This is a genomic window from Actinotalea alkalitolerans (assembly GCF_023369855.1).
Classification (GTDB): Bacteria; Actinomycetota; Actinomycetes; order Actinomycetales; family Cellulomonadaceae; genus Actinotalea.
In genome coordinates this window covers 1-21541 of the sequence record NZ_JAMBPP010000010.1, presented here as the reverse complement: position 1 = coordinate 21541, position 21541 = coordinate 1, and the positions used below count along the sequence as shown (strand labels likewise).

At 69.0% G+C, this 21541-nt stretch carries 21 protein-coding genes, 1 tRNA gene and 1 pseudogene; 10 read left to right on the top strand and 13 right to left on the bottom strand.

The annotated features are described in order from the left end of the window. Window positions 1-14: 14 nt before the first annotated feature. Window positions 15-1703 carry an ABC transporter substrate-binding protein gene (locus M1R94_RS13410; RefSeq protein WP_249382216.1) on the bottom strand — a complete coding sequence of 563 codons (1689 nt, stop codon included), beginning with the start codon at window positions 1701-1703 and terminating at the stop codon, window positions 15-17. 133 nt (window positions 1704-1836) lie between these two features. Here M1R94_RS13410 and M1R94_RS13405 point away from each other — a divergent pair, with 133 nt between their 5' ends. Beyond that, complete coding sequence (locus M1R94_RS13405; protein WP_249382215.1) at window positions 1837-2643, top strand: class I SAM-dependent methyltransferase; 807 nt, start codon at window positions 1837-1839, stop codon at window positions 2641-2643. Between the two features lie 17 nt (window positions 2644-2660). On the opposite strand, the gene polA is transcribed toward M1R94_RS13405, so the two are convergent. Further along, window positions 2661-5366, bottom strand: a complete 2706-nt coding sequence (polA, locus tag M1R94_RS13400) for a DNA polymerase I (RefSeq protein ID WP_249382214.1) — start codon at window positions 5364-5366, stop codon at window positions 2661-2663. Between polA and M1R94_RS13395 the strand changes: the two genes are divergently transcribed. After that, window positions 5365-5799 carry a hotdog fold thioesterase gene (locus tag M1R94_RS13395; protein WP_249382213.1) on the top strand — a complete coding sequence of 145 codons (435 nt, stop codon included), beginning with the start codon at window positions 5365-5367 and terminating at the stop codon, window positions 5797-5799. The genes polA and M1R94_RS13395 overlap by 2 nt on opposite strands. Here M1R94_RS13395 and M1R94_RS13390 read toward each other — a convergent pair. Further along, the gene (locus M1R94_RS13390) at window positions 5712-6443 is read right to left on the bottom strand and encodes a GNAT family N-acetyltransferase (RefSeq protein ID WP_249382212.1); all 732 of its coding nucleotides are present in this window, start codon (window positions 6441-6443) and stop codon (window positions 5712-5714) included. The two genes, M1R94_RS13395 and M1R94_RS13390, sit on opposite strands and share 88 nt — an antisense overlap. 418 nt (window positions 6444-6861) lie before the next feature. Here M1R94_RS13390 and M1R94_RS13385 point away from each other — a divergent pair, with 418 nt between their 5' ends. The 4 genes from M1R94_RS13385 to M1R94_RS13370 are packed head-to-tail and all read left to right on the top strand — an operon-like array spanning window position 6862 to window position 10991. Beyond that, window positions 6862-8232 (top strand): branched-chain amino acid ABC transporter permease, encoded by a 1371-nt coding sequence (locus M1R94_RS13385; RefSeq protein WP_249382211.1) that lies wholly within the window; start codon window positions 6862-6864, stop codon window positions 8230-8232. A gap of 8 nt (window positions 8233-8240) precedes the next feature. Beyond that, on the top strand, window positions 8241-9227 hold the full coding sequence (locus M1R94_RS13380; RefSeq protein ID WP_249382210.1) for a branched-chain amino acid ABC transporter permease: 987 nt from the start codon (window positions 8241-8243) through the stop codon (window positions 9225-9227). After that, a complete protein-coding gene (locus tag M1R94_RS13375) occupies window positions 9217-10188 on the top strand; it encodes an ABC transporter ATP-binding protein (protein WP_249382209.1) in 972 nt (323 codons plus the stop codon). Before M1R94_RS13380 ends, M1R94_RS13375 begins: the two co-directional genes overlap by 11 nt. Then, window positions 10185-10991 carry an ABC transporter ATP-binding protein gene (locus tag M1R94_RS13370; RefSeq protein ID WP_249382208.1) on the top strand — a complete coding sequence of 269 codons (807 nt, stop codon included), beginning with the start codon at window positions 10185-10187 and terminating at the stop codon, window positions 10989-10991. Before M1R94_RS13375 ends, M1R94_RS13370 begins: the two co-directional genes overlap by 4 nt. A gap of 287 nt (window positions 10992-11278) precedes the next feature. On the opposite strand, the gene M1R94_RS13365 is transcribed toward M1R94_RS13370, so the two are convergent. Continuing rightward, the gene (locus M1R94_RS13365; RefSeq protein WP_249382207.1) at window positions 11279-12553 is read right to left on the bottom strand and encodes an ABC transporter substrate-binding protein; all 1275 of its coding nucleotides are present in this window, start codon (window positions 12551-12553) and stop codon (window positions 11279-11281) included. A gap of 310 nt (window positions 12554-12863) precedes the next feature. After that, window positions 12864-13541 carry an ANTAR domain-containing response regulator gene (locus M1R94_RS13360; RefSeq protein ID WP_374109468.1) on the bottom strand — a complete coding sequence of 226 codons (678 nt, stop codon included), beginning with the start codon at window positions 13539-13541 and terminating at the stop codon, window positions 12864-12866. A gap of 128 nt (window positions 13542-13669) precedes the next feature. On the opposite strand from M1R94_RS13360, the gene M1R94_RS13355 reads away from it, so the two are divergent. After that, a tRNA-Leu gene (locus M1R94_RS13355) sits at window positions 13670-13743 on the top strand. Window positions 13744-13820: 77 nt separating this feature from the next. Continuing rightward, complete coding sequence (locus M1R94_RS13350; RefSeq protein WP_249382206.1) at window positions 13821-15023, top strand: tyrosine-type recombinase/integrase; 1203 nt, start codon at window positions 13821-13823, stop codon at window positions 15021-15023. Window positions 15024-15044: 21 nt separating this feature from the next. Here M1R94_RS13350 and M1R94_RS13345 read toward each other — a convergent pair whose 3' ends face one another. The 4 genes from M1R94_RS13345 to M1R94_RS13330 form a co-directional block, all read right to left on the bottom strand. Beyond that, complete coding sequence (locus M1R94_RS13345) at window positions 15045-15326, bottom strand: hypothetical protein (RefSeq protein WP_249382205.1); 282 nt, start codon at window positions 15324-15326, stop codon at window positions 15045-15047. 116 nt (window positions 15327-15442) lie between these two features. Beyond that, window positions 15443-16486: a DUF4259 domain-containing protein gene (locus M1R94_RS13340; RefSeq protein WP_249382204.1), complete on the bottom strand. Its 1044-nt coding sequence runs from the start codon at window positions 16484-16486 to the stop codon at window positions 15443-15445. 262 nt (window positions 16487-16748) lie between these two features. After that, on the bottom strand, window positions 16749-17084 hold the full coding sequence (locus M1R94_RS13335) for a transcriptional regulator (RefSeq protein ID WP_249382203.1): 336 nt from the start codon (window positions 17082-17084) through the stop codon (window positions 16749-16751). Further along, window positions 17081-17656: a hypothetical protein gene (locus M1R94_RS13330; protein ID WP_249382202.1), complete on the bottom strand. Its 576-nt coding sequence runs from the start codon at window positions 17654-17656 to the stop codon at window positions 17081-17083. Before M1R94_RS13330 ends, M1R94_RS13335 begins: the two co-directional genes overlap by 4 nt. 378 nt (window positions 17657-18034) lie before the next feature. Here M1R94_RS13330 and M1R94_RS13325 point away from each other — a divergent pair, with 378 nt between their 5' ends. After that, window positions 18035-18442, top strand: coding sequence for a VOC family protein (locus M1R94_RS13325; RefSeq protein WP_249382201.1), 408 nt, complete (start codon window positions 18035-18037; stop codon window positions 18440-18442). 47 nt (window positions 18443-18489) lie between these two features. Here M1R94_RS13325 and M1R94_RS13320 read toward each other — a convergent pair whose 3' ends face one another. Further along, window positions 18490-18675 (bottom strand): hypothetical protein, encoded by a 186-nt coding sequence (locus M1R94_RS13320; protein WP_249382200.1) that lies wholly within the window; start codon window positions 18673-18675, stop codon window positions 18490-18492. A gap of 269 nt (window positions 18676-18944) precedes the next feature. Between M1R94_RS13320 and M1R94_RS13315 the strand changes: the two are divergent. Continuing rightward, window positions 18945-19151: pseudogene (locus M1R94_RS13315) on the top strand (ATP-binding protein); the annotation flags it as partial. 20 nt (window positions 19152-19171) lie between these two features. On the opposite strand, the gene M1R94_RS13310 reads toward M1R94_RS13315, so the two are convergent. The 3 genes from M1R94_RS13310 to M1R94_RS13300 all read right to left on the bottom strand — a co-directional run bounded on the left by M1R94_RS13310 (window position 19172) and on the right by M1R94_RS13300 (window position 20376). After that, window positions 19172-19669 carry a hypothetical protein gene (locus tag M1R94_RS13310; RefSeq protein WP_249382199.1) on the bottom strand — a complete coding sequence of 166 codons (498 nt, stop codon included), beginning with the start codon at window positions 19667-19669 and terminating at the stop codon, window positions 19172-19174. A gap of 183 nt (window positions 19670-19852) precedes the next feature. Next, complete coding sequence (locus M1R94_RS13305) at window positions 19853-20128, bottom strand: Txe/YoeB family addiction module toxin (protein WP_249382198.1); 276 nt, start codon at window positions 20126-20128, stop codon at window positions 19853-19855. Beyond that, window positions 20125-20376, bottom strand: a complete 252-nt coding sequence (locus M1R94_RS13300; RefSeq protein ID WP_249382197.1) for a type II toxin-antitoxin system Phd/YefM family antitoxin — start codon at window positions 20374-20376, stop codon at window positions 20125-20127. The genes M1R94_RS13305 and M1R94_RS13300 overlap by 4 nt, the downstream gene beginning before the upstream one ends. Window positions 20377-21541: the final 1165 nt, after the last annotated feature.

The following is a 21541-nucleotide window of genomic DNA, read 5'->3' as shown; positions in this document are numbered from 1 at the left end:
ATCGGGGCTGCTCCTCAGTCCTCGAGCCGGATCACGTTGTAGACCTCGTCCTGCACCGGGGACGCCGGGTAGTCCCGCACCACCTGGGTGAACGCGAGCGAGGGCACGGGGTGCGCGAGCGGCACCCCGGGCAGTCGCTCGAGGATGGCGACGTTCGCGGCCTCGTAGGCTGCCGTCTGGTCCTCGACGCTGGTCTGGTACCGACCCTCGTTGATCATCTCGAAGAGCTCGGAGTCGTCGAAGCCCCACTCCATCGACTGCGCGCCGAAGAAGACGCCGATGAAGTTGTAGGTGTCGTTGTAGTCACCCGTCCACCCCAGCAGGTGCAGACCGTGGTCGGCCGTCCCCTGCATGCGGTCCAGGTACTCCGGGTTCCACGGCTCCGGGACGGGGACGACCGTGATGCCGACCTCCTCCAGGTCGGCGCTGATGGACTGGAAGACCTGCTCCGGGGTCGGCATGTAGGGCCGTGAGACGTTCGTCGGGTAGTTGAACTCGATGGTCAGGTCGGACTTGCCGGCCTCGGCCAGGAGCTCACGGGCGCGGTCCTGGTCGAAGTCGTAGGTCTCGACCTCGCTGCTCCACCCGGCCACCGACGGCGGCACGAAGTTCGTCGCCACCTCGGTGCCCTCGGGCAGGGTCTGCGCGACGAGCGCCTCCTTGTTGATGGCATGGGCGATCGCCTGCCGGACCCTGAGGTCCGCGAGCTCGGGGTTCGCCTGGTTCATGCCCAGGTAGAGGATGTTGAACGGCTCACGGTCGACGATCTGGAAGCCCTCCGCCTCGAGCGCCTCGACGTCGGCCGGGCCCACCAGGTCGTACCCGTCGATGTCGCCGGCCTGCAGCGCCTGCCGGCGTGCGGTGGCGTCGGAGATGATCGTGAAGACCACCCGCTGGATCTGACCCTGCTCGCCCCAGTAGTCCGGGTTGCCGGTCAGCACGACCTGCTGGCCCCGGGTCCAGGACTCGAACATGTACGGGCCGGTGCCGGTCGGGTGCGCCGTGGCGTACTCGGGCAGCAGCGGGGCCGAGGCGTCGCCGCCGACGTCGTCGGCGCCGTACTCCTCCATCGCGGTGGGCGACTGCATCGAGAACGACGGCAGCGAGAGCGCCGAGATGAACTCGGGCAGCGGGCTCTGCATCGTGATGACGGCGGTGAGGTCGTCGCTGGTCTCGCAGGACTGGTACTTGCCGGTCCCGTCCAGGCTCTCGACGTCGCTGCTCGCGAAGCCGCCGTTCACCTTCTGCCAGTAGTAGGACAGGCTCTCGGACTGCAGCACACCGGTGAAGCTGTTCCAGCGGTCGAAGTTGGCACAGACCGCGTCGGCGTCGAAGGGCGTGCCGTCGTGGAAGGAGACACCCTCCTTGAGGAAGAAGGTGTACTCGAGGCCGTCGTCGCTGACCTCCCAGTCCTCCGCGAGCAGCGGCGCCGGGTCAGCGGTGCCCGGCTCGACACCCACGAGACCTTCGAAGATGTTGCGTGCGACCCGGAAGGACTCGCCGTCGTTGGCGAAGGCCGGGTCGAGGGAGGCAGGGTCGGATGACGCTGCGAAGATGAAGGTGTCGCGTCCGGCTTCCGCCGTCGTACCCTCGCCGTCGTCGGTCTCGCGGTCGCTCGCGGCACACGCGCTCAGCGCGAGCCCCGCTGCTGCGACGACAGCAGTCGTCCTCAGGAAGGTCCTCACTCGGTCACCCCTCGTCATTGTTGGAGGTCGCGGACATCCAGCGGTCCGTGCCGAGGTGAACGTAGTGCCAGCTCGTCACGGGGATGTTACGGACCGGTACACCGTAGTGATTAGGAGACATGAGCGCCATGACAGCCGAGACTGCACCGTGATGACACAGCCCCCGGCGGACTTCGCAGGATTCCAGGAGGTCCCCCCGTCAGCGGCCGGCCCCGCCGCCCGTCGGTGGTGGGACGAGAACGCCGTCGAGTACCTCGACGACCACGGCGACTTCCTGGGTCCGCAGGACTTCTGCTGGTGCCCTGAGGGCCTGCGCGAGGCCGACGTCCAGCTCCTCGGACCAGTGGTCGGGCGGAGGGTCCTCGAGGTCGGCGCCGGAGCCGGGCAGTGCTCACGGTGGCTGCGGCAGGCCGGTGCCCAGGTGGTCGCGACTGACCTCTCCGCCGGGATGCTCACTGCGGGACGACGGCTCGACCGCAGCGTGGGCACCGCGACCCCACTCGTCCAGGCCGATGCCCGCACCCTGCCCTTCGCCGATGCGGCCTTCGACATCGCGTTCACAGCGTTCGGCGCCATCCCCTTCGTGCCGGACGCCGTGCGCGTGCATCGGGAGGTCGCCCGCGTGCTTCGCCCCGGAGGGCGATGGGTCTTCGCCGTCACGCACCCCGTGCGTTGGGCCTTCCCCGACGACCCGGGACCCGAGGGTCTCACCGCGACGCTGTCCTACTTCGACCGTCGACCCTACGTCGAGACCGACGCCTCCGGGCAGGTCACCTACGCCGAGTACCACCGCACGGTGGGCGACCACGTCGCCGACCTGGTGACCGCCGGGTTCGTCCTCGAACGTCTTGTCGAGCCCGAGTGGCCCGCTGGCCACGACAGGGTGTGGGGCGGGTGGGGGCCTGTCCGCGGTGAGCGGATCCCCGGGACGGCGATCTTCGTGACCCGTCGCGGGTGAGCTACCGCTCGCGCCGCTCAGTGCCCCGCGTCGTGCCAGCTGGTTCCCGTGCCGACCGAGACGCTCAGGGGCACGGACAGCTGCGCCGCGGCGCCCATCTGCGTCCTGACGATCTCCTCGACCTGCTCCCTCTCGCCGGTCGCGACCTCGAGGACCAGCTCGTCGTGGACCTGCAGGAGCATCCGTGAGGTGAGGCCGTCTGCGCGCAGCGCACGGTCGACCCCGAGCATCGCCACCTTGATCAGGTCGGCCGCACTGCCCTGGATCGGGGCGTTGAGGGCCATCCGCTCGGCCATCTCACGGCGTTGACGGTTGTCGCTCGTCAGGTCGGGCAGGTAGCGACGACGACCCAGGATGGTCGCGGTGTACCCGGTCCGACGCGCCTCGTCGACCACACCCGCCAGGTAGTCCCGCACACCGCCGAAGCGGGCGAAGTAGTCCTCCATGAGGGTGGCGGCCTCACCGACCGAGATGGACAGCTGCTTGGACAGCCCGAAGGACGACAGGCCGTAGGCCAGGCCGTACGACATCGCCTTAATCTTGGAGCGCATCTCGCCGGTGACGTCCTCGGTGCCGACACCGAAGACGCGTGCGCCGACGAAGTTGTGGAGGTCCTCCCCCGAGTTGAACGCGGTGATGAGACCCGCGTCGCCCGAGAGGTGCGCCATGATCCGCATCTCGATCTGGCTGTAGTCGGCCGTGAGCAGGGTCTCGAACCCCTCCCCGACCACGAAGGCCCGACGGATCCGGCGACCGGCCTCGGTGCGGATCGGGATGTTCTGGAGGTTGGGATCGGTCGAGGAGAGCCGCCCGGTCGCGGCGATGGTCTGCTGGAAGGTGGTGTGGATCCGCCCGTCGCTCGAGACCGATCGGAGCAGCCCCTCGACCGTCTGGCGAAGCCGCGACGCGTCCCGGTGCGCGAGCAGGTGGGCCAGGAACGGGTGCTGGGTCCGCTCGAAGAGATCGGTCAGCGAGGCCGCGTCGGTGGTCCACCCGGTCTTGATCTTCTTGGTCTTGGGCATCTCGAGCTGGTCGAACAGGACCTCCTGGAGCTGCTTGGGCGATCCCAGGTTCACCTCACGACCGATCACCGCGAACGCCTCGGAGGCGGCGTCGGCCACCCCGGCCGCGAAGTGCCGCTCGAGCTCCTCGAGGTAGGCCACGTCGGCGCCGATGCCGGCCTGCTCCATCCGCGCCAGGACGCCGACGAGCGGGAGCTCGACCTCGTCGAGCAGGTGCCGTGACGCACGGTCGTCGAGGTCCGCGCCGAGCACCTCGGTGAGCTCGGCGACGGCCGCGGCCCGTACCCCCGCCCGGTCGGCCTCCGAGCTGCCCTCGATGTCGAGGTCGAGCGCCCCCTGACCGCTGCCGACCCCCGTGACCTCGGCACGCAGCTCCCGGTGCAGGTGCCGTACGGCGAGGTCGGCGAGGTCGTAGGAACGCTGGTCCGGGTGGCAGAGGTAGGACGCGAGCAGGGTGTCGAAGCGCACTCCCTCGAGAGCCATCCCGCGAGCCGTCACGGCGTGCCAGGCCGCCTTCGCGCCGTGCACCGACTTGGCGCGCTCGGAGTCGGCGAGCCAGCCGGCCAGGGCCTCCTCGTCGGACGGCTCGAGCGAGGTCAGGTCGATCGTGATGGCTTCGGCCGGGCCGTCCGCGACGGCGATCGACCAGGCGTCCCCATCAACAGGAGTGCTCCGACCGCTCACGTCGAGCGACAGCTCACGTGAGCCGCGCGTGGCGAACCAGGCACCCAGCTCGCCGGCAGGAACGGCCTGCACCTCGACCTGGAGCCCGTCGGTGGGTGCCTCCTCGGGGACCATCGCGAAGAGCCGCTCACGCAGCGTGCGGAACTGCAGCGCGTCGAAGACCTCGTGCATGGCCTCGCGGTCCCACGTCCGGACCTCGAGGTCCTCGAGACCCAGCGGCAGCTCGACGTCGCGCACCGCAGCGTTGAGCATCCGGTTGAGCCGCACCTGGTCGAGGTGGGCACGCAGGCTCTCGCCCGCCTTGCCGGTGATCTCGGGCGCGGCGGCCAGGACGCCCTCGAGCCCGCCGTGGGCGTTGATCCACTTGGCCGCGGTCTTGGGGCCCACGCCGGGCACTCCCGGGAGGTTGTCGCTGCTCTCGCCCACGAGAGCCGCGAGGTCCGGGTAGCAGGCCGGGACGACGCCGTACTTCTCGAGCACCGCGTCCGGGGTGAACCGCACCAGGTCGGAGACTCCCTTGCGGGGGTAGAGCACCGTCACCTCGGGGGTCACCAGCTGCAGCGCGTCACGGTCGCCGGTCGAGATCAGGACGTCCATGCCCGCCGCAACCGCCTGGGTGGCCAGGGTCGCGATGATGTCGTCCGCCTCGAAGTTCACCTTGTCCAGGGTCGGGATCCGCATGCTGCCCAGGATCTCCTTGATCAACGGCACCTGACCCTTGAACTCCGTCGGCGTCGCGTCACGGGTGCCCTTGTACGCCGGGTACTGCTCGGTGCGGAAAGTCGTCCGGCCTGCGTCGAAGGCGACCGCCACGTGCGTCGGCTGCTCGTCCCGCAGGATGTTGGCGAGCATCGCGGTGAAGCCGTAGACCGCGTTCGTGGGCTCCCCCGTCGTGGTGGAGAAGTTCTCCACGGGCAGCGCGAAGAACGCGCGGTAGGCCATCGAGTGGCCGTCGATCAGCAGGAGAAGAGGTCGGGGTCGCGCTAGGTCGCTCACGGGTGCCAACCTATCGGCCATGACCGACACCTACACCGGCACCCCCGAGGACCACCTCGACGAGGTCCGACGCTCCACCGCGGGCACGCTGATCGAACGGATGGGGATCGAGATCCTCGAGGTGGGTGCCGCCCGCGTGGTGGGCACCATGCCCGTCCAGGGCAACACCCAGCCCTACGGCCTTCTGCACGGCGGCGCGTCCGTCGTCCTGGCCGAGACCCTCGGCTCCTTCGCGGCGATGCTCCACGCGGGACCGGGACGCCGTGCGCTCGGCATCGAGGTGGGCGCCACTCACCACCGGGCCGCTGCAGACGGTCTGGTCCGTGGGACCGCCACCGCGCTCCACCTCGGACGGACCACGGCCAGCTACGAGATCGTGGTCGAGGACTCCGCGTCACGTCGCGTCTGCACCGCGCGTCTCACCTGCCTGCTGATGGACGAGCGTCCGGCCTGACCGATGCCGTCCTCCTCGGCACCGATGGCGAGGTCCACCGTGCCGGGACGCGGCGGCTCACCACCCGATCGTGTCGAGTCCAGGCGCGACTGGCGCCGTCGCGCGATCAGCCCCTCCAGCCCTCGCGCGGAGCCGCGACGAGTGACCCCGAGGTCGGCGGCGAGCCGACGCTGCAGGGCAGAGGTGCTGACCACGCGGTGAGCGGCCGCGGGGGCGAAGCCGAGCTGGACGAAGAAGCGCTGCATGCCCCGCGCCCCGGGCAACGGGGTGGCGTAGATGTGCTCGGCCCCCGAGGCGGCGGCGACGTCGAGCGCGCCGACCATCAGGGCGTGCCCCACACCCCGGCGTCGGTGCTCGGCACCCACGTAGAGGACCTCGACCGCCAGGTTCGCCTCGTCGGTGAAGGGGTTCGGTCCCACGACACGCCCGAGGAGCAGACCGACGACCCGCTGGTCGGACCGTGCGACGAGCACCGTGCCGCCCTCGACGGCCGTCAGCGCGCCCAGCTGATGGGCCAGGACCTCCGGATCGGGGCTGCAGACCTGCGTCCCCACCGACGACTCCTTGCGTGCGGCCAGGCACAGCGTGACGAGCTCAGCCATGTCGGCGGGCTGAGCCGGCCGGACCTCGATACCAGGACGCACGGCGACGGGCCTCCTTCACGTGCTGGACCGAGACGCTGCGGTCGGGGGGACGTCGGGGTGACGCTCGGTCGATGTCGAAAAGATAACGGTCGACGCACCTGAGGGAAAGTCGCCTCGGCATCGTGGATACTCGTCCAGGTCGCCTCGGGCGCCCCGCAGGTCGATGACCTCGGGACGTGCGGCGCGACATCCCCCCGGACGGGGTCGTGGTCGGCGCAACGAGGCACCGGCTGTGGCGGCCCCGCGAAACCCTGACGACACATAGCACGCCTACGGTCTGCTCGACCCGGGACGTTCGGCAGTGGCTAGGCTGCCGACCCGGTGCAGAACGGGCTGTACCTCGATCATGCGACCGGACGGAGGTTCCCAGGTGGCTCCTGCTGCAGCTTGGGCACGAGTACATGGACCGCGATGGGTCGTGCTGGCTGCGCTGACCGCGCTCCTGGCGGGGATGCTCCTGGTGCTCGCGCCACCCGCGCGGGCAGGCACCGACGACGGGTGCGTCTCGAGCCCCGAGGCGGGCTGCCTCGCGGGCAGCGTCCGCGGCTCGGACGGTCCGGCGGGTGGGGTCGAGATCCAGGTCGAAGGACCCGAGTCGACCGAGACGGTCACCACCGGCGAGGACGGCACCTGGTCGGCGGCGATCACGGCCAACGGTACCTACACCCTCACCCTGGACGTCGGGACCCTGCCCGAGGGGCAGCAGCTCCTGTCCCCTGACGACAACCCGAGGGACCTGCGTGCCGTCGTCGGTGCCACGCGTCAGGTCAACTTCGAGCTGGGCGACCCCGAGGCGGTCGACGAGGCGCCTTCCGGGGAGAGCGGCACGGGCGGGACGGATCCGATGGTCGACGCCGAGGGCGGCGAGATCATCGGCGAGGAGGCCCCACGCGGCGGATCCACCATCACCCCCCAACGGATCGCCCAGCAGGCGGCCGCCGGTCTGCGCTTCGGTCTGGTGCTCGCTCTCGCGTCGGTGGGCCTCTCGCTGATCTACGGGACGACAGGCCTGTCGAGCTTCTCCCACGGTGAGCAGGTCACCCTGGGTGCACTGCTCACCTACGTGTTCGCGTCGGTCCTCGGGTGGCCGCTGGTCCCCGCGATCATCCTGGCGGTCGCGCTGTGCGCCTCGACCGGGTGGTTGCAGGACGCCGGGATCTGGAAGCCGCTCAGGCGCCGGGGGGTGGGCCTGGTCCAGGGCATGATCGTGACGATCGGCCTGGCGCTGGCCCTGCAGTACCTGTTCCAGCTCGTCTTCGGCGGTGGGACGGTCAGCATCCTCAACTACATCCCGGGCACGTGGACCATCGGTCCGGTCCGGCTCAACATCCCCAGCTACTACGCCATGGGCATCTCCGTGGTGGCCCTGAGCGCCGTCGGCTACTTCCTGCTGCGCACCCGCACCGGCCGTGCGACCCGGGCGGTCTCCGACAACCCGGCCCTGGCCGCGGCGTCGGGGATCGACGTCGACCGGATCATCCGGCTCGTGTGGGTGGTCTCGGCCGGTCTGGCGGGTCTGGCCGGTGTGCTGCTGGCGCTGATCTTCAACGGGGCGAACTGGACGCTCGGCATGCAGATGCTGCTCCTGATGTTCGCCGCGGTGACCCTCGGCGGTCTGGGTACCGCCTTCGGGGCGCTGGTCGGCTCGCTCGTCATCGGGATGGTCGTGGAGATGGCCAACCTCGTGGTGCCGACCGACCTCAAGTACGCCTCGGCACTCCTCATCCTCATCCTCGTCCTGCTGGTGCGACCACAGGGCATCCTCGGACGCGCTGAGCGGATCGGTTAGGAGCTCTCATGGACTGGCAGAGACTGCTCACACTTGCAGCGGCGGAGCTCATCGCCCCGCAGACCGCAGCGTTCGCCCTGGCCGCCATCGGCCTGAACGTGCACTTCGGCTTCACCGGGCTGCTCAACATGGGCCACGCCGGCTTCATGCTCCTGGGGGCCTACGGGTTCGCGATCTCGACGATCGCCGGAGCACCGTTGTGGCTCGCGCTGATCATCGCGATGGCGTGCGCCGTGGTGTTCGCGCTGCTGCTCGGCATCCCGACACTCAAGCTGCGGGGTGACTACCTCGCGATCGTCACGATCTCGGCAGCGGAGATCGTCCGCATGGTCGGGCGGTCGACCCTGTTCACCGACCTCACGGGTGCCTCGTCGGGCATCCGCGGGAACACCTACAAGTCGACCTTCCAGGCGCTGTCACCGCTGCCCGACGGCTCCACGACGATCGGTCCCTTCACCTACGGCAACAACCTGTCCAACGGGTGGTGGGTGCGGATCGCCGCGTGGGCGATCGTCCTGCTGGCGGTCCTCTTCATCTACCTGCTGATGCGCAGCCCGTGGGGCCGGGTGCTCAAGGGGATCCGCGAGGACGAGGACGCCGTCCGGGCGCTGGGCAAGAGCGTGTACGCGTACAAGATGCAGGCACTGGTGCTCGGCGGTGTCCTCGGGGCGCTCGGTGGTGTGGTGTACGTGCTACCCACCTCGGTCCAACCCGACGCCATGGGCCGCGCCATGACCTTCTTCGTCTGGACCGTGCTGCTGCTGGGTGGAGCGGCGACGATCTTCGGCCCCGTGCTGGGTTCCATGATCTTCTTCGTGACGCTGTCGATCGTGCGGACCACGATGCGCGAGGTGCTGCCCCCCGACGTCTTCAGCCCCGCGCAGATCGAGCCGTTGTCGGGGATGCTGATCGGTATCGCACTCATGCTGCTGGTGATCTTCAGACCACAAGGCATCCTGGGCGACAAGAAGGAGCTGACCTTCCATGTCCGCTGAGACCTCGGGCGCCACCGCCCCTTCCGCCACGCCCCGTTCGGGACCATCCGCGGGGACGGTGGCCGCCACGGCCGCGCTCGCCGGTGTCGAGTCGCGACCCGGCGCCTCGAAGCCCGACGCCATCCTGGTGGCCGACGACGTCGTGCGGCGCTTCGGAGGTCTGACTGCGGTCAAGGTCGACCACCTCGAGGTCCAGCGCAACGTCATCACCGCGCTCATCGGTCCCAACGGTGCCGGCAAGACGACCCTGTTCAACCTGGTGACCGGCTTCGACCGCCCCAGCAGCGGGACGTGGACCTTCGACGGCGCGTCGATGTCGGGCAAGCCGGCTGCCCGGACCGCCCAGGCCGGCATGGTCCGGACCTTCCAGCTCACCAAGGCGCTCGCGCGAATGACCGTGATCGACAACATGCGGCTGGGCGCACGCGACCAGCCGGGCGAGAACATGATCGCCGCTCTCGTCAAGCCGCTCTGGGTCAAGCGGGAGCGGGAGATCACGGTCAAGGCCGACGAGCTGCTGGTGCGCTTCAAGCTCGACCACCTGCGCGACGAGTTCGCCGGGTCGCTCTCGGGCGGGCAGCGCAAGCTGCTCGAGATGGCGCGGGCGCTCATGTCCGACCCGGTCATGATCATGCTGGACGAGCCGATGGCCGGGGTGAACCCCGCGCTCACCCAGTCGCTGCTGGGCCACATCCGCGACCTCCGCGACCAGGGGATGACCGTGCTGTTCGTCGAGCACGACATGCACATGGTCCGGCACATCTCGGACTGGGTGGTGGTGATGGCCGAGGGCCGGATCGTCGCCGAGGGACCACCCGAGACCGTGATGGAGGACGCAGCGGTGATCGACGCCTACCTGGGCGCGCACCACGACACCGACCTGGGTGACGACGCCCTGCTCGCCGACGAGGTGATCCACAACCTCGAGCACGAGGCTGAGGCCGAGGAGGAGAACCGATGACCGCCACCGGATCCGAGCCGCAGACCGGCTCTACGCCCGTCCTGGACCAAGGGGCACCGCTGCTGCGGGCCGCGAACGTCACCGCCGGCTACCTGCCCGGCGTCAACATCCTCGACGGCTGCAACCTCGACCTGTACCCCGGTGAGCTGATCGGGATCATCGGGCCCAACGGTGCGGGCAAGTCGACGCTGCTCAAGGCGCTGTTCGGGCTGGTCCAGGTCCGTTCGGGCGAGGTCGTGCTCGAGGGCGAGGACATCACGCACCTCAAGCCCAACGCCCTGGTGCGTCGCGGGGTGGGTTTCGTGCCGCAGACGAACAACGTGTTCCCCACCCTGAGCATCGAGGAGAACATGCAGATGGGGCTGTTCCTGCGGCCCAAGCGCTTCACCGAGCGCTTCGCCTTCATCGCGGAGCTGTTCCCGACCCTCGCCGACCGACGCAAGCAGCGTGCTGGCTCGTTGTCCGGCGGTGAACGTCAGATGGTCGCGATGGCCCGTGCTCTGATGATGGAGCCGTCGGTGCTGCTGCTCGACGAGCCGTCAGCGGGCCTGTCACCCGTGCGCCAGGACGAGACCTTCATCCGGACCCGCCGCATCAACAAGGCCGGCGTCTCGGTCGTCATGGTCGAGCAGAACGCCCGACGGTGCCTGCAGATCTGCGACCGCGGATACGTCCTGGACCAGGGCCGCAACGCCTACACCGGCACCGGGCGCGAGCTGATGAACGACCCGAAGATCATCGAGCTGTACCTGGGCACCCTGGCGACCGACGTCGAGGACGCTGCGCATCAGCGCAAGCCCTGAACAGCTGCGGCTGGCCTGAGAGGCCGTTGCCGTTCCGGGACGACGGCACCCGGGTCGTCTGGGACGACGCCACGCGGTTCGCACCGTTCGAGCTGGTGATCCTCGACATGCAGCTGTCGCAGACCGTCGCAGGCGACCGTCGTACCCACCGAAGCGTCCATCGGTGAGCGACGTGGCTGTCCGCAACGGCGGCGTCCGGGTCTCCCGCAGCTGGGACGCAGTCAGGCCCGGCGGGGTTGTCCCCCGCCGGGCCTGACGTCGGGCCTCAGCCCGTCACATGCTCAGCGTCAGCTGATCTCACCGAAGATCGCCTCGGTCCACGTGATGGTGTTCTCGGCGTCGTAGACGTAGATCCCGACGAACGCGGACGACGGGTCGTTGTCCGCGTTGAAGGGTCCGACGCCCGCCTGGCCGACGTACATGATCTCCTCGCCGGCATCGATCAGCTCGATGCAGTCGGCGTAGGTCGAGCACTCTTCGCCACCGTCGGCACCGGACACGGCGTGCAGGTTGGCCTGGACCGTCTGCGCGTCGTTCTGCCCACCCTTGGCTGCGGCGAGCGCGGAGAGGATGACGGCGTCGTAGGACTCGGCCGAGTAGGAGTACTCGGTCAGGCCGCTGTCGACGGCGAGCAGCCGCTCCTGGAACTCGTCGCTGGGGAACGCACCGGGGATGGTGCCCTTGGCACCCTCGAGCACGCCCGCGTCAAGGTCCGGGTAGTTGGCCGTGTTGCCGTCCGTGAAGTACAGGTTCGAGGTGTCGAACCCGGCCTGCACGAGCTGCGGCACGATCACCGCGGTCTCCTCGAACGCGATCAGGGCGATCGCGTCGGGGTCGGTGGCGAGGACCGCCTGGACCTCGGCCTCGTAGTTGTTCTGCTTCGGGGCGAACTCCTCGTTAGCGCCGACGGTGCCGTAGGTGACCTCGACCCCCTCGCCGACCAGCGTCTCCTCGACGACGGCGCGAAGGCCGGTGCCGTAATCGTCGTTGAAGACGAGGATGCCGACGCGCTCGTGACCGTCACCGGCGATGAGGTTGCCGAGCGCGTTGCCCTGGACCGAGTCCGGCGGGGCGGTGCGGAAGTAGTAGTCCGAGTAGCCGGACAGCCCGGGTGAGGTGTTGGCCGGCGAGAACTGCACGACCTCGGCCTCGACGATGGTGTCGATGACGCCGTACGTCACCGACGAGGATGCGGCGCCGATGATGACGTGCACCCCCTGGCTCAGCATGTCGTCGACCGAACCGATGGCCACAGCCATGTTCTCGGCGTCACCGGAGTCGGTGTGGACGATCTCGACATCGACACCGTTGACGCCGCCGGCCTCGTTGATCTCCTGGATCGCGAGGTCGACGCCTGCGACCTCGGGCGGGCCGAGGAAGGCCAGGCTCCCGGTGACCGGCAGGAGCGAGCCGATGATCAGGGGGCTGCTGTCGCTCGTCCCCGGGTCAGCCTCTGCACCGTCGTCGGTCGTGTCGTCTGCGTCCCCGCTGCAGGCGGTGAGGACGAGGGCTACGGCTCCGGCGAGCGCTGCTGCGCGAGCCGCGTGGGTCGTTCTCTTCATTCGGGGCACTCCTCTGCTGAGCACTGTGGTCTCCCCCACCGGTCAGGACTGGGGCGAGGTGAAGGACTGTGCTCGGCAACGTACCCCGGTTGTGTGTCCGATTGGTGACATGAGAAGTCTCAGCGACGGTTGTTGCCGAGTTGTGACCAAAGTCCTGTGAACAATGCTTCCGGGTAGGGATGACATCTCACGGTGTGGTCACACGCTGGGGCCCACATCCGCACGCCGTCCGACGACGTCGCAGGTCAGGGACGCGCCAACAACAACACCCTCCTCCCGACCTTGTCGGGAGGAGGGCGTCGGACGTACGTCAGCTCTCGCGGCCACCGACCTGCTCGATGACGGCGTCGGCGACCTCACGCATCGTGAGGCGCCGGTCCATCGAGGTCTTCTGGATCCACCGGAACGACTCGGGTTCGGTCAGGCCCATCTTGGTCATCAGCAGACCCTTGGCGCGGTCCACCCGCTTGCGGGTCTCGAACCGGTCGGCGAGGTCGGCGACCTCGGCCTCGAGCGCCGTGATCTGGCTGTAGCGGGAGATCGCGATCTCGACCGCGGGCAGCAGGTCGCCCGGTGTGAACGGCTTGATGACGTAGGCCATCGCGCCGGCGTCGCGCGCCCGCTCGACGAGCTCGGTCTGCGAGAAGGCCGTGAGCAGCACCACGGGGGCCGCGTGCTCCTTGCCGATGCGCTCAGCCGCCGAGATGCCGTCCAGGACGGGCATCTTGACGTCCATGACCACCACGTCCGGACGTAGCTCGAGCGCCAGCTGGACGGCCGTCTCGCCGTCGCCCGCCTCGCCGACCACGTCGTACCCGGCCTCGCGCAGGGTCTCGACGACGTCCATGCGGATGAGTGCCTCATCCTCGGCGACCACCGCGCGTCGCGCCGGGCGCGTGCCCGGAGCGGGCGCCTCCGGCTCAGGGGCGCTCACGCCACCGAGGGGCAGGTCGAGGTCTGGGGTCTGAGGAACGTCGCTCTCGGTCACGCACGCTAGCCTAGTGCCGACGCCATCCGAGCCGGTACAGCGTGTCCATGACGCGCGTCACGGACGCCACGGCCCGGTGACGTCGAGGTGGTCACGACTCGGCGCACAGCCGTGGTCGCGACCGCCGTGCCCCGATAGCCCAACCGGCAGAGGCGTTCGGCTCAAACCCGATCCAGTGTGGGTTCGAATCCCACTCGGGGCACGCGTTTGACCTGCGAAAACGCAGCGCTTGTCCCCACAGGGGGACAAATGTGTCCCCATGAGATGCACCATGGGGGCATGGCGAGCATCGAGAGGCGAGCCCGCGGGGACGGCACGGTGGCCTACCGCGTGGTGTGGCGCGACCCCACCCAACCCGGCCGGCAGTCGCTGACCTTCGATGATCGGCGCCAGGCCGAGCAGACGGTCAAGCTGCTCGACTCCAACGGCCAGCGGCTCACGCTGGCCGTCGAGGTGGCCAACGCGATCCGCCAGGGCGGGCCGACGGTCGAGGACGTGGTGCGCGAGCACATCGAGCTGCTCAACCGTGTCGGGGAGGACACCCGCACCGGGTACACGCTGCGGGCCCGGGACCACATCACGCCCCACATCGGCGCGCTGCCGGTCAAGGCACTGACGTGGCAGCAGGTGACGCTGTGGATCCGCGAGCTCCAGAAGAAGGGTCTGTCGCACAAGTCGATCGCCAACGTCCACGGGCTGCTCTCGGCGTCCATGAACACCGCGGTGCGGCTCGGGTACCGGGCGGAGAACCCGTGCGCTGCGGTACGACTCCCCCGCAGCCAACGCGCCGGCGACGACATGGTGGTGCTCGAGCCCGAGGAGCTCGACCTCATCCTGGACAACACCGTCGAGCACTACCGGCCGTTCATCATCACCCTGGTCGGCACCGGGATGCGCTTCGGTGAGGCCACGGCGCTGCACGTCGAGGACCTCTCCCTCGATGCCCACCCGCCGACGATGCGCGTGAACAAGGCGTGGAAGCGTGACGGGGAGCGGCAGCCGTACATCGGTGCGCCGAAGTCGGCCCGGTCGCGCCGGACCATCTCCCTGTCCCCCGACCTCGCCGAGATGCTCCGGGAGGTCACGGCAGGCAAGCGCGGGACGGACCTGGTGTTCGTCAACGTCGCCGGGCGCCCGATCCGCAACAACACGTTCTGGGCCACGCACTGGACCCCGGCGATCGACAAGTCCCATAACCCCGTCGACGCGGACGGTCAGCCGGACCCAGACGCGCGGCGCCTGACGAAGCGGCCCAGGATCCACGACCTGCGGCATACGCATGCGAGCTGGATGCTCGCCGAGGGGATGGACATGTTCACGTTGTCGCGACGACTAGGTCACGAGACCTACGCGACGACCGACTCGCGGTACAGCCATCTGATGCCGGCGCAGCAGCTCAACGCTGCTGAGGTCGCCGCGGCCGCCATGGGTCGGCTCCGATCCCGGGTTCCACGTGACGACGCGCCGCGCGCGCGAGAGTGATGCGCACAGGCCAGCAGTGAGTCACCGCGTCCTCGGCGCCGCCCGCTCCCACCAGTCGATGCGCACCCCTTCAAGAACCGCGGTCGCGGCGAGCTCAACATCGCCCACGTTGCAGAACTTCCAGAGCTCCTTCGCCGCGCGGGAGTACTGGAACAGGGCACGGTCTACGTCGGACGCATTGAACTCACCAGCGCGGAAGCCGTCGATCGCTGCGGCGACGCGCTGCACCAACTCCGCCAGCTGGGCCTCGTAGTAAGTCGCTACGGCCTCGCGGGCGGCCGTTCGCTCTGACTTCGCGGACACATCCCGAGGCTAGCCCGAGACCTCGCGGCCGAAGCCACCCAAGGCTCGTCGCCGATGTCATGCCGGACGCGGCAGATCCGGACGGTCGGGGGGACGTCTCCGGGGCGGGTACGCGTTCAGTCTGGAGGCATCATCCAGGACTCGATGTAGGCGTGAGCGTCCTCCGCGTAGCGCTCGAGCGCGGCCGTGTCGACGTGAGCACCGCCGCACCTAACGGAGAGCAGCGCTGCGATGTCGCTGGCTGGAGCTCCATCTCGTATCGCCTCTTCGGTCGTCTCGACCCACGGCCGGTACTCCTCCGCGAGGTCCTCGCGCCAAGCGGCGATACCGAGGGGATCGTGGCGCCATGCCAACGCCTCGAAGATCTGTGCGTTCGCTTCTTCGATGAGTTGATCCACCAAGCCGGCGGGTATGGACCCGTAGGTGATCCGGAAGTCGATGGCAGCGGTAGCCCGATGCGCCAGTCCGCGCAGCCCTTGAGGCTGCACGTCCCCAAGTCGGGGCCAGTTTGCGGCAGCTGCACCAGAGCACTGGAGGCCTCCCACCACCACCACCGGCCTTCTGTCCTCGTCACCGCCGAGTGAGGAGGGTTCCGCCGGACCGACCAGGGCGAGGTCGATCGTTTCACCGCGGTAGTCGACGTCCACGACGACGGCCCGAAGGTGCCGGCCGCTCGCAGTGACACGCAGGAACGTTGCGCCGATCGGGACGGGTGGGACGCGAGGTCGACGGCGTACGCGGCGCACAGCGGGCCGGTCGACCGCTGGGCGAGTCAGGGCTTGCCTCCAGTGCGCCACGTCGCCAAGACGAGTCGTCAGCGCTCCGCTCTCCTCCCATGCCTCCAGCCACTCGTTGTCGCGGGGGTCGGTGAGGCGGTCCAGCGCCGCGGTCGCGAGCTCATGTAGACGCGTGTCCACCGGGAAGGCAGTCAGTCCCTCGAGGTGCTCGTCACCTTGCGCCAGGTCGCCGTTCCGAGCTACGGCCACCAGTGCGGCTGCGGCCAACCCCGCCGCGGCAGCGGGAAGTTCCAGGTAGCCGTTGGCAGCGGCGACTATCCGGGCGAGGACCCTACGAAGCAACGCTGGCCGCCGCCCGGGCGAGCGCTCCTCCAGTTCGGCGAGTAGGTCGGCAGCATCGTCCGCCTCGAAAACCGCGCTCACCGGGCGTCCCGCATGGCGATCAATCTACGGCGCTGTGCTTCAGCGCGGGCCAGGATCATCACCGGCGCCTGAGCATCTGAGAGCTCAGCCGCGGCCTGTGAGTACAAAGAACGGCTGCGGCAACGGGGCGAGGCTCCACTCCCGAGGACCCGGACAGCGGCAGATCCGGGCGAGCGTAGCCGCCCTCGGTGCGGCAGAGCCGGGCGACCAGTAGCCGCCCGCGACGCGACTATCGTGCGCGCGCACGTCTCCGCGAACGGCACTAGCGGGGCGCGGAATCGCCCCGAAGCTCGGCGATGAGAAGGAGGCGGCGAAGGAGTTCGATCTCGGTGTTGAGCGCCTGTGTGCCGCTGGGGGTGATGCGGACCCAGGTGCGGGCGCGGCGACCGTCGGACCCCTTCCGCAGAGTCACGTGCCCTGCGTGAGCCAGCACCTCCAGGTGGCGTCCGAGGTTCCCGTCGGTCAGCGCAAGGGAGCGCTTGATGTGCGTGAAGTCGGCCTCCTGGTTCTCGGCCAGAATTGCCAGAATCCCGAGACGGGCCCGCTGATGAACAGTCTCGTCGAGCGCAGCGAGTGGGTGCATCTCCTGATCGCTCACAGCAGCGGCGAGCTCCTCAGAGCAGCTCGCTCGCCGCGGTACGAGGCACCGGCCAGGGTGAGGAGCGCCACCGCTAGCACCGCCAAGACCACGGTTCCAGGCTGAGGGCCGAGGAACGAGACGTGGTTGTCGAGGGTGTAGAGGCTGACCAGGGGGCTCAGGGCGAGTAGGGCGATCGCCGGGCCCCAAAGGCGTGGCGCACTCTGGCGGGCCCCGATCACCGCCAGACCCAGCCCGAGGAATGCCCCAGGGCCGGCGAACATCACCGCCATGGCGCCGAACGGGAAGAACACGACAAGCAGGAGCGAGACCACGGCCATGACGCCGAAGCCGTCGCGGCCAGCGCCAATGCCGGTGAACCGGCGGCGAAGCCGGACCACCAGCCACAGCGAGAGGTAGACGGCGCACGGCAGCAGGAGCGTGACGACGTTGTGGTGCCACTCAAACCGGCTGTTGGCCACCGCCAGGCCAGCCAAGGCAAGCCCGTGGACCCCTAGGGTCAACGACACCGTGTGCCTTGCCGCGCGCTGCTGTTGGCGGACCGTGTCGATGTACTCAACGGCTGTGGTCATGGAACTCACTCTGTCTGACAGAGCAAGTTCCGTCAAGATGCTCGTACGCCATCGCCATCATCAGCAGTCAATCCCGGATGCCCGCGTCCGGGTCCATAGCGGCTTGCGACACCGGCATGCCCCTCCTCGCGCATCCGCTTCTCGGCAGATCCGGATGGATCTCGATGGCCTCAAGCCCCGAGCGTCCGACCCCGATTGGCACCTGACGCGGACCTGACGCAGCCCATCTCGGGGCGGCGACGGCACGGAGTGCAAGAGGAGTCTGCGGCTGGTCAGGCTCCTGGCAAGGGTCGCGCAGCAGTTCGGTCCTCGGCGGCCCGATCATGGATGTGACAATCGTGCGACGGGTCGGCGTGCCGGTGCTGAGACGATGGCGCGATGACGTCGAGGGGCACACTTCATCACCTGGAGCTCTGGGTGGCCGACCTTGAGGCGGCCCGACCGTCGCTCGAGTGGCTCTTGGTGGCGCTGGGCTATCGCCTGGCGGACTCGTGGAGCACGGGCCTCAGCTGGGAGCTTGGCGCCACCTACGTCGTCGTTGAGTCCGGCCCGGACGTGCGTGGCGAGCACCACGACCGTCGCGCGCCCGGCCTGAACCACGTGGCGTTCCACGCCGGCAGTCGGGCTGACGTCGAGGACCTGGCACGCGAGGCACAGTCCCAGGGCTGGTCCCTGCTCTTCGAGGACCGGCACCCCTACGCGGGCGGCCGGGACCACTACGCCGCATACCTAGAGAACGCCACCGGGTTCGAGGTCGAGCTCGTCGCCTCGCCTGCCGAACCGTAGGACGCGTCTGCGGGACAGGAGTCGGCGCGTGCGATGCGCTCCCCCGGTCACCCGAGCACGAAGAAGGCAACCACCACCAACAGCGTGAGCAGCACTGCGATGCCGAGCAGTCGCGCTCGACCTGGCTGTGGGAGGTTGGCTGGGCCGTCACGGAAGGTGGGCGAACCGGGAGAGTCGTTGATGCCCGGCCGTAGGCCGAGGGGCCGCTCCTCGTTCGGGTTCACACTGCTCATCGTCGTCCCCTCCTGGTCGTTGCTTCAGAGGCCCATCCTGGTCGTTGCTTCAGAGGATGGCTGTGTCAGGTGCCGCCATAGCTTGGAGCAGCTGACGTACTCGGCGGTGCGTGACTACGTCGCCAAGCGCCGCCCGCAGATCCGGGCCGGGGCGGGCTTGGACGTCGACGCCGCGTTCGTCCCGCAGACTCACGCACCTGGTGCGAAGGCCGCGGTCGACTTCGGCGACGTGTCGGTGCGCTTGGACGGGGAGCTGACCAAGTGCGCGCCTGATCGAGCGCGAAGAGACCAACAGCGTCGCCATCGCCTCCAACGAGTCCTTCTCCGGCTGGACCACGAACTCCACCGATCCACGCCTGTGCGCCGCGATCGTGGACCGGCTCACCTTCGGCGGCAACATCATCGAGGCCGGCGCCACCAACTGCCGCCTCGCCCACTCCCGGGCGCAGCGGACCGGGCAGCAGGCCACCCCTTGAGCGTCGCGCACCTGCCTCGTTCAGCTGGACCGCGCGCGTCGCGCGGAATGGGCATCAAGGAAGAAGGCTCCTACGAGCACTGCAGCTACGACATGGGTTGCGGGCGAGGACGTTGCCCCCAGTAGGACCCTCTCGAGCAGCGGGAGGAGGTAGTAGTCGTGCACGGGCGGTTCCGGTAGTGCTATCGCACTCGCGAGCCAGGCCAGAGCCACGGTGAGTCCGCAGGTCAGGCCACCTCGAAGCCGCACTACGCAGTAGGCGAGAACCAGCGCGGCGCTGGCGGCTGCCACACCAGATTCGAACACCCAAGCGGACGGCCCATAGGCGCCGACCGCCGTCGGTGTTCCCGCCAAGTTGAGGAGTAGTCCCTCCCTCCGCGCTTGGGCGTACATCGTCAGCACACCGATGACGACGAAGAAGGTGGCCCCCACGACGCCCGCAGCGACGTGAATCACCAGCCTGTTCGCGGCCGGCAGTGGACGGGCAAGGGAGCCGCGGGCGTCCACGTCTGTCGACATGTCAGCACGGTAGCGGCAGCCACCGCGATCCCGAACAACCAGTCGGGTCTCAGTTGCGCGGTGGCCGACACAGCTGCGGGCGCGGGGAAGGTGGGGTCGTCGTCGTCGAGGCTGGGGATCTCCTAGCGGTGGCGCGCGGTGAGGTCGCCTGGCCTCGGACCTAAGCCTTGGCCCCGGCTCCGGTCATGCTTCGTAGTGGTAGCGGCAGGCGGCGATGCGGACCTCGTCGTCGACGACCTTGTAGACGAGTCGGTGCTCGTCGGTGATCCGGCGCGACCAGTAGCCGTGCAGGCCGTGCTTGAGCGCTTCGGGCTTGCCGATCCCCTCGTGGGGGCTGCCTGCAGAGGTGGCGCGGGCGATATCGCGGAGCAGCTCGTTGATCCGCTTGGCGATCCGTCGGTCCTGAGTCTGCCACCACACGTAGTCGGACCAGGCGTCCTGGTCCCACACGTACCTCACTCGGCGAGCTCGTGCGCCTGCCCGCCGCCGGCCTCGAGCCGCTCGATCGAGGTCAGGAGGCGGCGCGCGTTGGCCGGGTTGCGCAGCAGGTGGGCGGTCTCCTTGAGCGACTCGTAGTCCGCCAGCGACACGATCACCACCGGTTCGTGCCCGGCGCGGGTGATCACGACCTCTTCGCGGTCATCCACCACGCCGTCGAGCACCTCGGCGTACCGGGCGCGCGACTGCGAGTACGTCATCGTCTTCATGGACCACCTCCGGGCTGTACAGAAAACTGTACGTCGAAGCGGGCGAGGGTGCCACCCCCTCCGGCGCACCTGACGCACCGGACCTAGCTGCACGGCATGCGATCTGGTCGAGTGAATGTCGCCATGGAGGGCTCCCGGCAAACCTCCGCGGCTTCTACGCTGTCGCGACCGCAGCCGATTCGGGGGGCGCAAATTCACATGGCTCGTGGTGGTGGCCTTGGTACTGCTGTGCGCCTGAACCCCCCAGGACACACCAACGCCCGGCAGCTCCCCCTTGGCTCCCCCGGACGGGCCGGTCACGCGCTATACACCGGGCTCGCCGATGGCCGCGATGGAGGCGTTGATCGAGGAGACCCGCACCACCATCGACGGCTGCGTCGTGGTTCTGATAACACCGTCCGGCGCCACGGCCGTCCCGTGTTCCCTGAGCCGGCCACCCTGGGACTCCGCGAACGAGGCAGTCCGAGTCGGCGAACAGGCCCTCCCGATCGGCTCAACGGACAGAAGGCGACGCTGCACCGGCCTTGCACGCAAGGCAGCGTCCCGGTGCCCGACCGGGTGACCGCCTGACGCACTAGGCGACTGCCTGACGCGGCGTCCAGATGGCTGACGCGAGCCGCCAGGGTCACGGGCATATGCCAGTGACCCATCCGTGGGCCTCCACGATCACCGGCAATGGGCGGGTGGACCAGGAGTCATGCGTCCCCGCCCTCCCCGCCCATCACCGGCTCGGCGACGCCCTACTTGCAGCGAGCGTCCCTGTAGGTGCCCGGGAAGGCGCTCGTCAAAGAGCCCCCAGGGACGAACCTGATGAACAGACACTTCTTCGGGCTGGATGCGTTCGCCACGCGTGCCTGATATTTGATGGTCTCAACCACGAGGCCGCATGACGTACTCATGACCGCCGCACCAGGTGCGCCGGCGATCAGGCCTCCCGCGCCGCATGCGCCGGCGATAGTCGCCGTATTCCATCCCGGCACAGCTACCGTCTCTGCCCTGTTGAAGTGGGCGTACAGGCCGAGCCCCCAACTCCACTCGGGGTCTGCCACGATGGGATACGCGGCGTCAGCGGAGGGTTCGAGCACCTGTGGACCGCCCCGAGTTCAGTGGAGGCTCGGTTCTCTGGTTTCCAGCATCGTCGACGCTGTGTTCTGACGGTAGTAGT

What these genes read in the sequence shown, in the direction of transcription:
- M1R94_RS13410 (WP_249382216.1), bottom strand. Translation starts at nt 1,703, where the DNA reads ATGACGAGGGGTGACCGAGTGAGGACCTTCCTGAGGACGACTGCTGTC.
- M1R94_RS13405 (WP_249382215.1), top strand. Translation starts at nt 1,837, where the DNA reads ATGACACAGCCCCCGGCGGACTTCGCAGGATTCCAGGAGGTCCCCCCG.
- M1R94_RS13395 (WP_249382213.1), top strand. Translation starts at nt 5,365, where the DNA reads ATGACCGACACCTACACCGGCACCCCCGAGGACCACCTCGACGAGGTC.
- polA (WP_249382214.1), bottom strand. Translation starts at nt 5,366, where the DNA reads ATGGCCGATAGGTTGGCACCCGTGAGCGACCTAGCGCGACCCCGACCT.
- M1R94_RS13380 (WP_249382210.1), top strand. Translation starts at nt 8,241, where the DNA reads ATGGACTGGCAGAGACTGCTCACACTTGCAGCGGCGGAGCTCATCGCC.
- M1R94_RS13375 (WP_249382209.1), top strand. Translation starts at nt 9,217, where the DNA reads ATGTCCGCTGAGACCTCGGGCGCCACCGCCCCTTCCGCCACGCCCCGT.
- M1R94_RS13370 (WP_249382208.1), top strand. Translation starts at nt 10,185, where the DNA reads ATGACCGCCACCGGATCCGAGCCGCAGACCGGCTCTACGCCCGTCCTG.
- M1R94_RS13365 (WP_249382207.1), bottom strand. Translation starts at nt 12,553, where the DNA reads ATGAAGAGAACGACCCACGCGGCTCGCGCAGCAGCGCTCGCCGGAGCC.
- M1R94_RS13350 (WP_249382206.1), top strand. Translation starts at nt 13,821, where the DNA reads ATGGCGAGCATCGAGAGGCGAGCCCGCGGGGACGGCACGGTGGCCTAC.
- M1R94_RS13330 (WP_249382202.1), bottom strand. Translation starts at nt 17,656, where the DNA reads ATGACCACAGCCGTTGAGTACATCGACACGGTCCGCCAACAGCAGCGC.
- M1R94_RS13325 (WP_249382201.1), top strand. Translation starts at nt 18,035, where the DNA reads ATGACGTCGAGGGGCACACTTCATCACCTGGAGCTCTGGGTGGCCGAC.
- M1R94_RS13320 (WP_249382200.1), bottom strand. Translation starts at nt 18,675, where the DNA reads ATGAGCAGTGTGAACCCGAACGAGGAGCGGCCCCTCGGCCTACGGCCG.
- M1R94_RS13310 (WP_249382199.1), bottom strand. Translation starts at nt 19,669, where the DNA reads ATGTCGACAGACGTGGACGCCCGCGGCTCCCTTGCCCGTCCACTGCCG.
- M1R94_RS13300 (WP_249382197.1), bottom strand. Translation starts at nt 20,376, where the DNA reads ATGAAGACGATGACGTACTCGCAGTCGCGCGCCCGGTACGCCGAGGTG.